A 14,517-nucleotide genomic window follows, 5' to 3' on the forward strand; every position below is an offset into this window, starting at 1 on the left:
TGCGCCATTTTGAAAAGTGAAAGCTCTTTCGCCGCCATGCCCGCCAGATATGCTCGCGGCGTGTGAAGGAGACTTTTGATGACGACCCGCCCGTTGACCGCGGAAGAGCGCGGCATCACGCTGCCGATCCCCTTTGGCTGGTATATGCTCGATTATTCGGCCGATCTCGCGCCCGGCCAGGTGAAGCCGCTGCGCTATTTCGGTGAGGAGATCGTGCTGTTCCGGGGCGAGGACGGCGTGGCGCGCGCGCTCCATCCCTATTGCCGCCACCTCGGCGCGCATATGGGCCATGGCGGCAAGGTGCGGGGCAGCCGGCTGGAATGCCCCTTCCACGCCTGGCAGTATGACGAAACGGGCGCGGTGGTGGAAATCCCCTATGCCAAGGTCATCCCGCCGCAGGTGAAGCGTCCCTGCGTCAAGGCGTGGCATGTGGTGGAGCGCAATCGGCTGATCTGGGCCTGGTATCACCCCGAAAATGTCGATCCGCTATGGGATGTGGTGGAGGTGCCCGAGGCCACGAACCCCGAATGGGGCGAGTTCGAGCGTTATGAATGGACGGTGCCCGTCCACATCCAGGACATGGCCGAAAACGGCGCCGATGCCGCCCATTTCCGCTATATCCACGGCACCGCCAGCTATCCCGACATGGATACCGTGTTCGACGGGCCGATGATGCGCGGCCGGGTGGAAGCCAAGATGGATACGCCGCGCGGGCCCATCGACGGATCGATCACCTCCACCGTGATGGGGCCGGGGCAGAGCTGGGTGCGCTTCGAAGGCATCGCCGAAACGCTGCTGATCGCCGGCGTCACCCCCGTGGAGAAGGATCTCGTCCACGCCCGCTTCAACTTCACGCTTCCCAGCCATGGCCACAAGGCGGCCGGGCAGGCGGTGATCCGGGATATCGTGAAGCAGTTCAACGAGGATTATCCGATCTGGCAGCACAAGCGCTTCATGCCCCAGCCGATCATCTGCGACGGCGACGGCCCGATCATGCGCTGGCGCCAGTTCTACAGCCAGTTCTACGTGGAATAAGGGCTCGCCCAGGCGAGGCAGGGCCGGGGCAGGCGAAGGGGGCCTGCTCCGGCTTTTTTTGAACTGGTTTTCTTGCGGGTTTTTCCGTCCTCAATGGAGTGGATGGAAGGCCGGGCCGCCGAACGTTCGCCCAACGCGATCCCCCGACATCGGCCTCAACCCGCCTCGCGCAGCGCCCGGCGGTCGAGCTTGCCCATATGGTTGCGGGGCAGGTGGGGCAGGATGCGGATTTCGGTGGGCAGCTTGTGCGGGGCGAGCTTCGTAGCGAGCGCCTCGGTCAGCCGGGCGGCGTCCACTTCCCCGCCCGGCATTGGCGATATCGCCAGCACCACGCGCTCGCCCATGCGTTCGTCGGGCAGGCCGAAGGCGGCAGCGTCGCCGACGCCGGCCTCACCCAGCGCCGCGAACTCCACTTCCGAGCAGGCGATATTCTCGCCGCCCGAGATGATGATGTCCTTCTTGCGATCGACGACATAGAGATAATTGTCGGCGTCGAGATAGCCGACGTCGCCGGTGGCGACCCAGCCGTCGCGGAAGACGCGGGCGCTTTCGTCCTCCCGGTTCCAGTAGCCGCGCGCCACCATGGGGCCGCGGATCACGATCTCCCCAGCCTCGCCGGCGGGAAGCTCGCGGCCGTCATCGTCGAGGATGCGCACGTCCGCGACGGGGACGACCCGGCCCGACGTGCCCGGCCGCTCGACCAGATCGGCGGTGGAGGCGGCGCAGACCGTGCCCGCCGTTTCCGTCTGGCCGAAGCCGCAGCCGAAGCCGGCATGGGGGAACATCGCGCGGATATCGGCGAACAGCATCGGCGGCAGCGCCTGCCCGCCAATGCCCAGCCCCATCAGCGAGGACAGGTCGCGCTGTCCGTTATGGGCGCCCACCATATCCCACAGCATGGCCGGCGATCCCGACAGCGCCGTCACCTTTTCCCGCTCGATCAGGTCGAGCGCGGCATCGGCGCTCCATTTGCCGAGGATCACGATCTTGCCGCCGGACAGCAAGGTGTTCAAGAAATCGGAACCGCAGCCGGAAATGTGGAAGAGCGGGAAGGCGTTGAGCACCGCCGGCTGGCGGGCGGCCAGCAGCTTCACGATTTCCGGGTCCATCCCCGCCATCGCCTTGGCGCCGACGAAGGCGCGGGAGAACATGGTGGTGGCGATCCCCTGCGTCAGCGCGCGGTGGCTGAGCCGCGCGCCCTTGGGCAGGCCGGACGTGCCGGTGGTGAACATGATGACGGCATCGTCATCGGGATCGACGGCGACGGGATCGAGGCGGCCGCCTTCCCCCGGCCAGGCATCCGCGTCGCAATCGATCAGCCGGCCGGCGGGCCAGCCGCCCGCGATCAGGGCCTGCGCGCGCCGTCTATCCGCCACGATCAGCGTGCAATCGGCGTCGGCCGCCGCCGCCGCCATGTCCGGCCCGGTGCCCCGGCTGTTGATGAGGACGGCGACCCCGCCCAGCGCGGTGATCGCGGCGAAGGCGGCCATCCATTCCGGCCGGTTGGCCATGGCGATGCCGATATGCCGTCCGCGCACCGCGCCCAGCCGGTCGGCCAGCATCGCGGCCCAGGCGCCGGCATGGGCGAAGAAGGCGTCGTAGCTGAACCGGCTTCCCTCATGGACGATGCAGTCCCGATCGCCGAACGCGGCCGCCGCCCGATAGAGCGCGGCCAAGGTGCGCGGGCCGTTGCGGAAGGCGCGCATCGCCACGCCGCCCACGTCGATCTCCTCAAGCTCGTGCGGCGCCCCGGGCGCGGTCAGGGCGAGGATCAGCGGATCGGTCATGCTCTCTCCTGTTTCGCCGGCTCTTGTTTGGCCGGTTCCTGTCTGGCGGGTTCCTGCCGGGGCGGTCTGGCCTCGCGCGGCAGGCCCAGGCCGCGTTCGGCGATGATGTTGCGCTGGATCTGGCTGGTGCCGGCCCAGATCGAGTCCGATCGCGATTCCAGATACATCTTCTGCAGTCGCCAGGCATCGCCGCCCGGCTCGGCAATGTCGCCCGCCGGCCCCAGCACGTCCATCGCCAATTCGCCCAGCCGCTGGTGCCAGCTCGTATAATAGAGCTTGTAGGTAAGCCCCGCCCGGCTGAGCCCGGTATCGCCCAGCATGCGGAGCGCGGTGTAGCGCATCACCCGCAATTCGGCCTCGGCCCGCGCCAGCCGCTTGGCGATGGCCGGATCGCCGATTGCTCCGTTGCCCCGCGCCGCGCGGATCACGCGGTCCAGCTCGGTGCGGAAGCTCATCTGCTGGCCTAGGGTGGAGACGCCGCGCTCGAAGGTCAGCGTCGCCATCGCCACGCGCCAGCCTTCGCCGGGCGTGCCCAGCACGTTTTCGGCCGCCGTCTCGGCGCCGTCCAGGAACACCTCGTTGAAGCTGCTGCCGCCGGTCATCTGGCGGATCGGGCGGATGTCCACGCCCTTGCCGTCCAGCGGCACCAGCAGCATGGAAAGCCCCTTGGCGCCGCTGCTGCCGGGCTCGGTGCGCACCAGCGCCATGCCCCATTGCGAATATTGGGCGAAGGAGCTCCAGATCTTCTGGCCTTCCAGCACCCAGACGGGGCCGCCCGGCCGATCCTCCAGCCGCGCGCGGGTCTGGACATTGGCGAGGTCCGACCCGGCATTGGGTTCGGAGAAAAGCTGCGCCCACACGATGTCCACCATCGCGGTCGGCTCCAGGAAGCGGGCGCGCTGCCCGTCGCTGCCGAAGGCCATGATGGTGGGCGCCACCAGTTCCAGCCCGACATGGCTCAGCCGGCCGGGCGCGCCGCTGCGGGCGTATTCCTCGTGAAAGATCACCTGTTCCATCAGGCTGGCGGCGCGGCCGCCAAAGGCCTCCGGCCAGGCCAGCCGGTTCCAGCCGGACCGGCCGAGATGGCGTTCCCAGGCGAAGCGCTTGTCGATGCCCTCGCTCGTCCCCTCCATGCCGCGCACATGGCGGAAGGGGCCGTCCAGCTCGCGGTCCAGCCAGCCGCGCACCTCGCTGCGGAAGGCTTCCTGCTCGGGGGTGAAATCAAGCCGCACGCAGCATCTCCCGATCGGTGGTCATCCCGTCCGCGATGATCGCAAGCTGGCGATCCGTGTCGCCGAACAGGCCGGCAGCGGCGCGGGCGCGGCGGAAGTAAAGATGGGCGTCATGCTCCCAGGTGAAGCCGATGCCGCCATGATAATGGATCATGTCCGCCGCGCAGCGCGACAGGGCGTCGCTGGCCATCAGCTTGGCGGTGGCGGCGGCGATCGGCAGTTCCTCCGGCCGTTGATCGGCGACGGCGGCCGCATACCAGACGGCGGATTCGGCCGCCTCGACCAGCAGGGCGAGATCGGCCAGCGCATGCTTCACCGCCTGGAAGGCGCCGATCGGCTGGCCGAACTGGATGCGCTGCCTGGCATAATCGACCGTGCGGTCGAGCGCGGCGGCGGCGGCCCCCATCTGTTCGGCCGCAAGGGTGGCGTTGGCGTGGAGCAGCAGCGCCTCGAACGCATCGCCCGGCAGCACCGCTTCCGGGCCTGCGCGAACGGCGGTCAGGTCGATCCGCGCCACGGCGCGGCCGATATCGATCGAATTCTGGCGCGTGGCGGCAAGCCCCTCGGTCGCGGCCGGGATCGCCACGAAGCGGATGGCCTCGCCATCCCGGGCGGCGACCAGCAGCAGATCGGCGACATGGCCGTCCAGCACGAAGCCCGCCGCGCCGTCCAGCACGCAGTCCTGCCCTTCGCGGCGCAGGCGCACGCCCACGTCGCCCGGCAGGTGGCGGCCTTCGGGATGGGTGAGCGCGACGGTCGCGGTGATCTCGCCGCGCGCGATCGGCGGCAGCCAGCGCGCGCATTGTTCCTCGTCGCCGGCGATCGATAGCGCGCGGGCGGCCAGCATGGTGGCGATCAAGGGAGAAGGCAGCAGCGCGCGGCCGCAGGCGGCGGCCAGGATCGAAAGCTCGATCTGGCCCAGGCCAAGGCCGCCCGCGCTTTCCGGCACGATGATCCCGCTCCAGCCCAGCTCCACCATCTGCCGCCACACCACCGGATCATGGCCCGGCTCGCTCGCGGCCGCCGCGCGCACGGCCTGCGATCCGCCGACCTCCTCCACGAAGCGCGCCGCCATTTCCCGCAGCATCGCCTGTTCCTCGGTGAAGGCGAAGCTCATGCCGGGCCCTTGATCTTGAACAGCCGCTTGGCGTTGTCGCGCAGGAATTTGGGCCACACCTCGTCCTTGAAGGGCACCTGCGGCAGCTCCGCGAAGATGCGATCGAGGCTGAGGCCGGACGGGTAATAGCCGGCGTAGAGGACCTGGTTGGCGCCGCGCGTGTTGGCGAAATCCACGATCGACTTCGGATAATAACGCGGCGCGAACGCGCTCGTCGAATAATAGAGGTTGGGATATTTTATCATCAGCTTGACGGCCAGCTCGTCCCACGGCTCGGCGCCGTGGCGCATGATGAATTTCAGCTCGGGGAAGAACCAGCAGACCTCGTCCACCAGCTCCACCTTCTGCGGCGCCATCGGCACGCGCGGGCCGGGCACGCCCACATTCACCATCACCGGAATGTCCAGCTCCACGGCGGCGGCGTAGAGCAGGTACATCTTCTTGTCGTTGATCGGCACCTGCGGGTTGAGGCCGCAGGGGAAGATGGAAAGGGCGGCGATGCCATGGTCCTTGTGCAGCCGCTTGATCCTGCGCACCTCGTCCATCCCCTCATTGGGATTGACCGGCAGTTCCCACAGAACCCGGTCGCCGAAGCGGCGCCCGATCTCCGCGATATGATCGGACCCTTCGTAGAAGCCCATCATCGCGGTGCCGATATTATGCTTGTCCATCTCCGCGAAGGTGTGGCCGATCAGGTCGTCCACGCCGTCGAAATTGGGGATGCCCTTGAACATATATTGGGCTGGCATCTTGAAGGCCTGTCGGCTTTCCTTGTCCATCAGCAGCGGCAGGAACTGGGTGTACCATTCCTCGTTCGTGGCGCTGACCGGCACGTTCAGCATCAGATCGACAACGCGGACATCCGTTGGAAACGGCATTCATCTCACTCCTGGGCTGGGATGCCCGGCAAGGCCGGACAGAAAGGGAAGGGCGGCAAGCGCATCGGCATGGCGAAGGCTGCCCGGCGCGGGATCGCGGCCGCGGAACATGCGGTAGACGATCAGCGCCAGCCATTCGGCCAGCGCATCCTCCGCAAGCTCCAGCGGCCGCAGCGATCGCAGGCGCCAATTGGCGTAAGCGACCATCGGCATCTCGCCCGCGCCCAGCGCGGCATAGCCCAGCATCAGCGCGCGGGCGCTGCCGGGGGAAGGCGGGGCGCCGGGCTCCGGCCAGCGATCGGTGACGAGATATTCCAGATAGCGCTGATAATCGGCGTGCGCGGCGGCAAGGCTCTTGGGGCTGTCCTCCGATAAGGGCACCCAGGCGCGCATCAGGCCGGGATTGCGCAGATAATTGCCGGTCTGGATGGCGTGGTGGATGCGCAGCTTTTCGAACAGGCGATCGGCCGCATCGCCATCCATCGCCTCGTCGATCGCCAGGAAGGGGGCGATCATCTCGCCGCAAAGCTCGGCCGCGATTTCGCGCAGATCCTGGAAATAGCGATAGAAAAGGCCGGATGCGACCTGCGCCTCCGTGGTGATGTCGACAACGCGGGCACGGCGATAGCCCATGCGGTTGAAGGTGATGCGCGCCGCTTCCTTGATCCGTTCGCGCGCCGCCTCGCCCCGTGCCGTGCGCGGCCCGCGCGGCAATGGCTGCCGGCCCGCATATCCGCCGCGCGGCGCGCGGCGCGCCCGGCCGGAAGCGATGGCGGCGGAAGGGAAGGAGGGGGAAGGCATGGGGCTGCGGTCGTCCGTCGCGCTGCGGTGGAAGGCGAGGTTAGCCGTGGCGTTTCGCGGTTCAATCCCCGGTCCGGGGCGGTTTGATATGAAAGAATCGCATCATTGCCATTTTGCGGCATGAAATGACGTGACGATAACGCAAAGCGGTGCGAGGAGGGGTGAGCGGATTGCCCCGGCAGGCATCCGAATGATAAAAGTGACACCAGGTTCACAAGAAAACCTGATCGAACGAGGCATGCGGAGAGGTGCCGATGAGCCGGAACGTGGTGGAGGCGGAGCTGCATTGCGGCTCCACGCGGGTGCGCGTCCAGACCTATAATTACGACGTGCCTTCGGAACAGGTGCGCTGCCCGTCGCAGCATCTGCTGACGCTGATGTCGGCGCGCCGCCGCCACACGTCCCGATCCTATTTCGGCCGGCCCCAATCGTCGAACCGCTATTCGCTGGGCAACCTGCTTTACGTGCCGGCCGGCCATCCCATCTGGGGCAGCGGGCCGGGCGGTCCGCTGACGATGGTGACATGCACCTTCCCCAAGGGATCGAACGAGGCGCTGGCCATGTTCGAACAGGGGTGGGACGATCATGCTCTGTCCCGCTTCGGCGATATCCGGTCGAACCGCATCGTCGAGGCGATGCGCCGCCTGGGGCAGGAGGCGCTGGAACCGGGCTTCGGCAGCGACATATTGGTCGATGCGCTCACCAGCATGCTGCCGGTCGAACTGGTCCGCCATTTCGAAGGGCTGGCCATGCGCGGCAGCGCGATACGCGGCGGGCTGGCGCCACACCAGCTGCGCGCGATCGAGGATCATGTCCGCGCCTGGCCCGCCGGCGGCGTGCGGGTGAGCGACCTTGCGGCGCTGACCGGCCTCAGCCGCGGGCATTTCATGCGCGCCTTCAAGCAGAGCACCGGCAAGACGGTGCATAATTTCGTCGAGGATGTCCGGCTGGATCACGCCAAAAGCCTGCTGATCGACAGCGACAAGCCGCTGAAGCAGATCGCCGCGATGCTGGGCTTCGCCAATCCGGCCAGCTTCTCGCTCGCCTTCCGCCGCATGACCGGGGAAGCGCCGGGGCGCTATCGCAACATGCGCCAGGGCGTGGACTGACCAGGCCCCCGGCCGGGTGGACAAATTCCGATGGTGATCGCTGCCGGGTTTCGGGCCGGTTCTGCGATGGGCTGAATGACCGGAATGTCGGGGATTGCTGACCGTCCGCTTTTTTAGCGGGGATCGGCTGTCGCGGACCGCTTCGCATTGACCTGCCGGGCGCCGGAAGGGCAACTTGCTACTATGCAAACGATCGAACTCGATGGCTCTCGATGGTCCGAACGCCTCGATTTTTGGTTCGCTTTGCGGGCAGCCTTGGGCGTGCTCCCGGAGCACGGCACCGGCTTCGATGCCTTTGAGGATTCGGTTTTCTACCATCCCGAAATGCTCAGCGTCCGGCCACCGTTTACCGTGGTCGTCCATAACGCGCCTCCTATTGCGCGCTCTGACATCGAACAGATGGCGGAAGGTTGGGCCTTTCAGCGCAAATGGAAGAGGGAGAACTACGGTGATGATGTTGAGGCGCTGATCGTTGCTGTGCTGTAGGGCGGATATCTGACTCTCAATGGCCCCTTTGTCGGCACATCCCGACAGGCAGCAATTGGGTCGAAAACTCCAACAGCGGCCGTGATCCGGATTTGTCCACCCGCCTGGGCCGGAGCGCAAGCCGGAGGGTGGGTGGCAGCTGGTCTGGTCGCGGTCATCCGCCTTCGCGGGCGACCCTTTCGATGCCGGCAAGGTCGCGCAGGATGATGTGGCCGTAGCCGCGCCGGATCAGGCCCTGCGCCTCCAGCGTCGCAAGGTGCTGGCTGGTCGTCTTGCGGGAAAGGCCGGCTGTTTCCCCAAGCTGTTCCTGGCTCAGCCGCACGATCGCGGTGCCGTCGGCGGACCGGCCGGCGGCCGCCAGCAGCCGGGCGGCGAGACGGGGGCGGGGCGGCAGCGCGATCACCTCGGCCACCATCTGCAAGGCGTTGCGGACATTGGCATAAGCGGAATCGGCGATGGCGCGCCACAGTTCCGGGTGGCGGGCGCCGATCCGTTCCAGCGCCTCCACTCCGATTTCCAGCACCACGCCCGGTTCCGCGCAGATCGCAGTGACGAGGCGTGGCCCACCGCTGAAACGCGTCGCATGGCCCAGCACCGCGCCGGGGCCGGATGCGCCCAGCATCACCTCGCGATCGCCGGGCGCCTGGCAATAGGAATGGAACAAGCCGTGGAGGACGACGAACAGGCCGTCCCGCTCATCGCCCTCGGCCTGCGCCCATTCGCCGGCGTTCAACCGCACCAGCCGGCCATGATCGAGCAGCGCGGCGGCCAGCTCGGCCGGGTGCCGGCCTAGCCATTCGGTCCGGCGCAGCAGGGCCAGCGCGGAGGCGCGTTCGTCGGATTTCATGGCAGGATTGTAACTATCGTAACAATCATCCGCCAGCCAAAGCTCTAGCCTCGCCCAAAAATGGGAGGAGAGGATGATGGCGGGCCGCGAGCAGAAGATCGTTCGGATCGGCGGGGCCACCGCGTCCTTTTCCGATACCGCTCTGTCCGTGCCGCAGCTGCTGGCGGCGCCCGACCTCGATTATATGATCCTCGATTATCTGGCCGAAGGTTCGATGGGGATATTCGGCCGCATGCAGGCGGCCGATCCCGAGGCCGGTTTCGGCGGCGACTTCCTGACCGTTCATATCGGCCCTTACCTGCGGGACATCGCCGCGCGCGGCCTGAAGGTGGTCGCCAATGCCGGCGGCGTGAACCCGGCTGGTCTCGCCCGCGCGCTGGAGGCGATGATCGCAAAACTGGGGCTGAGCCTGACGGTGGCCTATGTGGATGGCGATGATCTGCGGCCCGACGTCCCGCGATTGCGCGCCGCCGGCCATCGCGACATGTTCACCGGCGCCCCGTTCCCGGACAATGTGATCAGCGCCAACGCCTATTTCGGCGCCTTCCCGATCGCCGAGGCGCTGGCGCGGGGCGCGGACATCGTCGTCACCGGCCGGGTGGTGGACAGCGCCCTCGCGCTCGGCCCGCTGATCCATGAATATGGCTGGACCGAGCAGCAATATGATCTGCTCGCCGCCGGCACGCTGGCCGGGCACCTGCTGGAATGCGGCGCGCAGGTGACGGGCGGCACCTTCACCGATTGGCGGGACGTGCCCGACTGGGCGAATATCGGCTTTCCGATCGCCGAATGTCGCGCCGACGGCAGCTTCGTGCTGACCAAGCTGGACGGAACGGGCGGGCTGGTTTCGATCGGCACGGTGGCGGAGCAATTGCTCTACGAGGTCGGCGATCCGGCGGACTATATCGTCGCCGACGTCCGCTGCGACTTCAGCGGCGTGGCGCTGGAGCAGATCGGCCCCGATCGGGTGCGGGTGAGCGGCGCGCGCGGCAATCCGCCCACCGCGCAATATAAGGTGTGCGTCACCTTCGACGCCGGCTGGCGTGCCACCGCCTACCAGCCCATCCTGGGCGAGGATGCGGCGGAGAAGGCGGCCCGGCAGGCCGAGGCGCTGTTCGCGCGGGCGAGGGCCCTGCTCCGCGCCCGCAACCTCCCCGATTTCACCGCGACGGATATGGTGATGATCGGCGCGGAGGCGAGCTATGGCGACCATGCCCGGCCGGGCGCCGCGCGGGAGATCATTTGCAAGCTGGTGGCCGATCACCCCGAAAAGGCGGGCGCGGACATCTTCGCGCGCGAGCAATGGGCCGGCATTTCCGGAATGGCGCCCGGCACGTCGATCAACCTCGGCACGCAGGTGCTGCCGATGACCGGCATATTCCTCTTCCTGCTGGACAAGGCAGCCGTGGCCGCCCCGCGCGTGACGATCGGCGGCGTAACGCAGGCGGCGTCACCGTGGCTTCCGCCCCAAGGCGGGGATGTTCCCGCGCCGGCCGCGCCGGCCTTCGCGGATGACGGTGCGTTCGCGGGGCAGGCCGGGACGGTCGATCTGATGCAGCTCGCCTGGGCGCGCAGCGGCGACAAGGGGCATCTGTTCAACGTCGCGGTGATCGCGCGGCGGGCGGATTATCTCCCCTTCCTGCGCGCGGCGCTGACGGCGGAGGCGGTGGCCCGATGGTATCGCCATTTCGGACGGAACGGCGTGCCGCCGCGGGTGGACCGCCATGAGGTGCCCGGCTTCCACGCCCTGAACTTCGTGGTCCACGACGCGCTTACCGGCGGCATCAATGCCAGCACCCGGCTGGATCCCGCCGCCAAGGGCATGGCCCAGATGCTGTTGCGTTTCCCCGTCGCCGTGCCGGCAGCATTGGCCGAGGCGCTCGCGCCCGCCGGCCGGAAAGGAGCCTGAAATGGATTATTCCTACCTGATGAAGGGCATAAAGCCGGTCGCGACCGAAAGCAGCGTGCTCATAAGCTCGTCCCGCTACCTGAACGACGCGCGCGTGCGCGATTGGGTGGCGACCCACATGCTCCGCCGCAACGGCGCGGACGTGCCGACGCCGTCGGATTCCATCCAGCTCGTGCAGATCCTGCGCGAGGTGCAGGACATCGATCATATCAACGCGCTGTTCGCGGCGGAGCGCAAGCGCAATCCCGCGCTGGACGCATGGTTCGAGGAAGGCTTCGTCTCCACCTTCCAGCTGGAGGACCTGAAGGATTATCCGCTGGAAAGCGTGGGCGGGCTGTTCTACGCGCAGCTTGCCGGCAACGATCTGCAGGTCGATATCGTGCCGCGTTTCACGCCCCGCAACGATTATGAATATTTCCAGCTTCGCGCCGGCCAGACGCATGATCTGGAACATATATTGGGCGGCGGCGGCTTCGATTTCATCGGCGAGCTGGTGCCTTATTACATGCGGCTGGCCAATCTGTTCGTTCACCTGGATGCGGAGCTGGCGGGCGAGCTTTCCGCTTTCTCGATCCTGGGATCGACACGCATCCTGACTCGCGCCGTGCTCCATTATCCGCAGACCTGGCTGGCGACGCTGGATGCGATGGAAAGGGGCGCGGCGGTGGGGCGCCAGTCCGACCCGCTGTTCCTGATGCGCTACGAGGATATTTTCGCGCTGACGCCCGGCGAGGCACGCGAGAAGCTGGGTATCCGGGGCGTGCGCATCGCCGATACGGCGGCGGCCTCCGCGCAGTGGAACTGAAGCCCGCCCGCGCGGATGGACCATTTTATGATTCTATCCGGCAATGGTGTTGGGATTTGACAACACACGGCCGCTGCGCGCCGCGCCGGGCATTCTAAGACCTTCCTCCAGCGGATCATATCGCCGCCGACAACGGGATCAGAGAACCCCGATCGGCGTGAAGGGAGGAGCTTCGGACAATGCGTAATCTTCGCCGATCGACAAAGGCGCAGCGACGCCGGCTGGCCTATCTTGGAAGCGGGCTGACGCTGCTGGCGGTATCGCCGGCCATGGCCCAGGGCCAGGGCAGCGAGGCGGCCATCGACGCGCAGGGCCTGGAGGATATCGTCGTCACCGCGCAGAAGCGCAGCGAATCCCTGCAGCGCACGCCGCTCGCGATCAGCGCCGTCAGCGCCGAGACCATCGAGACGCGGCGGATCACCGACGCATCGATGCTGAACGCGGTCGCCCCCAACCTGTCGACGACGATGGGGCCGTCGTCGCGCAGCCACCTGATCATCCAGATCCGCGGCATCGGCGAATCCGAACCGATCCTGACGGCGGACAGCCCGATCGGCGTCTATGTCGACGGGGTGATCGTCGGCCGGTCGACCGGCGCCATCTTTGAGCTGGTCGATCTGGAGCGGATCGAGGTGCTGCGCGGGCCGCAGGGCACGCTCTATGGCCGCAACACCACGGGCGGCGCGGTCAACCTCATCACCAAGAAGCCGTCCGACGAATTCGGGGTGGATGTCACCGGCAGCTACGGCAACCGCAATTACTGGCAGGGCAGGGGATCGATCGACACGGGCGAGATCGGCCAAAGCGGCCTGAAGCTGAAGCTCAGCTACCTGCACAAGCAGGCCGACGGCTATGTCGACAATCTGGACCTGAAGGGCAGCCGCGATCCCGGCGCCTACAACACCGATGCCGTGCGCGCGGCGCTCAGCTTCGATCGTGGCGGGGATTTTCGCTTCGACTATGCGTTCGACTGGGCCGATATGCGCGGCGTCGCGCCGATGGCGCAGCTCACGGTCGCCAAGCAGAACCTGATCGATTATTTCAGCCGTTCTCCGGCGATGGGCGGTACGGCCTTCATCCCGCCCAGCACGACGCGGCTGAAGGAAGCGCGGCCCGATCTTACCGCCACCTGGGATCGTAACATCAGCCACACCGCCACCGCCGAGGTGGATCTGACCCCGGACCTGACGGTGCGGTCGATCACCGGCTTCCGCAAATGGAAGAACACGATCGCCAATACCGATCTGGACGGCAATTCCGGGCTGAAGGGGTATGTGGTGAGCCCCACGCCGCCGGGTATCCAGCCGGTGCAATTGTTCGGTGCGGACAATGCCCGCCGGCAGCATCAGTTCAGCCAGGAGCTGAACGCGATAGGCCAGATCGGCTCCAGCTTCGAATATGTGGCTGGCGCCTATTTCTTCCGCGAGGAAGCGCATGAGCGCAATCCGCAGGCCTATACCTTCGTGCAGAACATAACGGGTGTCGGTCTGGTCGGCATTAACCTCGGAAATCTCGTCGATTACGACACCGAAAGCGAATCCAAGGCGCTGTTCGGCCAGGGGACCTACAGCTTCACCGACACGCTGAGCTTCACCGGCGGTGTGCGCTACACCTGGGACGACAAGAAACTGATCCAGCGGGCGCCGTTCGTGCGGCAGCTTTCGCGGTCCTTCTCCAAGTTCAATTATGCCGCGACTTTGACCTGGCAGGCGACGCCGGACATCATGACCTATGCCCGCATCGCCAGCGGCTACAAGGCGGGCGGGTTCAACCCGCGCGCGGTGAACGACGGCTATGATCCGGAAACGGTGACCTCCTACGAAGTCGGCCTGAAGAGCGAGCTGTTTGATCGCCGCCTGCGCTTCAACGGCACGCTGTTCTATGCCGACCTGAAGGACAAGCAGCTCAACCAGTTCGTCGCCGGCACCGGCGGCGCCGCCAGCCAGACGCTGAATGCGGGCAAGGCGGACTTCAAGGGCGTGGAGCTGGAGGTCGAGGCGCTGCCCTTCGACAATTTCCGCCTGAACGCGGCCTTCGGCTATGTCGATCGCAACTTCAAGGAGCTGCTGGCGGTCGATCCGGCCGACAACCAGACCAAGGACTATTCCGACATCGGCCGCTTCAGCTATTCGCCCAGCACGACGCTGAACGCCGGCGCGCAATATACGATCGATGCCCTGTCCGTGGGCGCGCTCTCCTTCAGGCTCGATTATACCTACAAGAGCAAGGTGCATTATAACGTGCTGCCGGGGCCGCCTTTCTCGCCCTATGACGCCGATATCGCGGCGCCGGGCTATGGCCTGCTCGATGGCCGGATCATGCTGGCGGATGTGGCGCTGGGCGGCGGATCCGCCACCTTCACCCTCTGGGGCAAGAACCTGACCAACAAGGTCTATCGCATCTCCGGCATCGACTTCGGCTCGCTGGGCTTCGCCGTCAACAGCTATGGCGAGCCGCGCGCCTACGGCGTCGACATGCGTTTCAAGTTCTGAACCATCCTCGATGCGGACG

12 protein-coding genes are annotated in these 14,517 nt (G+C 66.7%); 6 read left to right on the forward strand and 6 right to left on the reverse strand.

Annotated elements, in window-relative coordinates:
* Window positions 1–78 precede the first annotated feature (78 nt).
* The gene (locus tag G432_RS15960; RefSeq protein WP_015459851.1) at window positions 79–1,035 is read left to right on the forward strand and encodes a Rieske 2Fe-2S domain-containing protein; all 957 of its coding nucleotides are present in this window, start codon (window positions 79–81) and stop codon (window positions 1,033–1,035) included.
* A gap of 155 nt (window positions 1,036–1,190) precedes the next feature.
* On the opposite strand, the gene G432_RS15965 is transcribed toward G432_RS15960, so the two are convergent.
* The 5 genes from G432_RS15965 to G432_RS15985 are packed head-to-tail and all read right to left on the reverse strand — an operon-like array spanning window position 1,191 to window position 6,850.
* Entirely contained in the window at window positions 1,191–2,822 is a 1,632-nt protein-coding gene (locus tag G432_RS15965) for a class I adenylate-forming enzyme family protein (protein ID WP_015459852.1), read from the reverse strand.
* Window positions 2,819–4,054 carry an acyl-CoA dehydrogenase family protein gene (locus tag G432_RS15970; protein WP_015459853.1) on the reverse strand — a complete coding sequence of 412 codons (1,236 nt, stop codon included), beginning with the start codon at window positions 4,052–4,054 and terminating at the stop codon, window positions 2,819–2,821. The genes G432_RS15965 and G432_RS15970 overlap by 4 nt, the downstream gene beginning before the upstream one ends.
* Window positions 4,044–5,171, reverse strand: a complete 1,128-nt coding sequence (locus G432_RS15975; RefSeq protein ID WP_015459854.1) for an acyl-CoA dehydrogenase family protein — start codon at window positions 5,169–5,171, stop codon at window positions 4,044–4,046. Before G432_RS15975 ends, G432_RS15970 begins: the two co-directional genes overlap by 11 nt.
* Window positions 5,168–6,049: an amidohydrolase family protein gene (locus G432_RS15980; RefSeq protein WP_015459855.1), complete on the reverse strand. Its 882-nt coding sequence runs from the start codon at window positions 6,047–6,049 to the stop codon at window positions 5,168–5,170. The genes G432_RS15975 and G432_RS15980 overlap by 4 nt, the downstream gene beginning before the upstream one ends.
* On the reverse strand, window positions 6,050–6,850 hold the full coding sequence (locus G432_RS15985) for a TetR/AcrR family transcriptional regulator (protein WP_015459856.1): 801 nt from the start codon (window positions 6,848–6,850) through the stop codon (window positions 6,050–6,052).
* 254 nt (window positions 6,851–7,104) lie between these two features.
* Between G432_RS15985 and G432_RS15990 the strand changes: the two genes are divergently transcribed.
* On the forward strand, window positions 7,105–7,959 hold the full coding sequence (locus G432_RS15990) for a helix-turn-helix domain-containing protein (RefSeq protein ID WP_015459857.1): 855 nt from the start codon (window positions 7,105–7,107) through the stop codon (window positions 7,957–7,959).
* 183 nt (window positions 7,960–8,142) lie between these two features.
* A complete protein-coding gene (locus G432_RS15995) occupies window positions 8,143–8,445 on the forward strand; it encodes a hypothetical protein (protein WP_015459858.1) in 303 nt (100 codons plus the stop codon).
* A gap of 154 nt (window positions 8,446–8,599) precedes the next feature.
* Here G432_RS15995 and G432_RS16000 read toward each other — a convergent pair whose 3' ends face one another.
* Window positions 8,600–9,292 (reverse strand): Crp/Fnr family transcriptional regulator, encoded by a 693-nt coding sequence (locus G432_RS16000; RefSeq protein ID WP_015459859.1) that lies wholly within the window; start codon window positions 9,290–9,292, stop codon window positions 8,600–8,602.
* Window positions 9,293–9,365: 73 nt separating this feature from the next.
* Here G432_RS16000 and G432_RS16005 point away from each other — a divergent pair, with 73 nt between their 5' ends.
* The 3 genes from G432_RS16005 to G432_RS16015 all read left to right on the forward strand — a co-directional run bounded on the left by G432_RS16005 (window position 9,366) and on the right by G432_RS16015 (window position 14,498).
* Window positions 9,366–11,201 carry an acyclic terpene utilization AtuA family protein gene (locus G432_RS16005; RefSeq protein ID WP_015459860.1) on the forward strand — a complete coding sequence of 612 codons (1,836 nt, stop codon included), beginning with the start codon at window positions 9,366–9,368 and terminating at the stop codon, window positions 11,199–11,201.
* Between the two features lies 1 nt (window position 11,202).
* Complete coding sequence (locus tag G432_RS16010; protein WP_015459861.1) at window positions 11,203–12,006, forward strand: Coq4 family protein; 804 nt, start codon at window positions 11,203–11,205, stop codon at window positions 12,004–12,006.
* A gap of 179 nt (window positions 12,007–12,185) precedes the next feature.
* Window positions 12,186–14,498, forward strand: coding sequence for a TonB-dependent receptor (locus G432_RS16015; protein ID WP_015459862.1), 2,313 nt, complete (start codon window positions 12,186–12,188; stop codon window positions 14,496–14,498).
* Window positions 14,499–14,517: the final 19 nt, after the last annotated feature.

The sequence above is a fragment of the Sphingomonas sp. MM-1 genome (genome assembly GCF_000347675.2).
In the GTDB taxonomy this organism is placed as follows: domain Bacteria; phylum Pseudomonadota; class Alphaproteobacteria; order Sphingomonadales; family Sphingomonadaceae; genus Sphingomonas_E; species Sphingomonas_E fennica.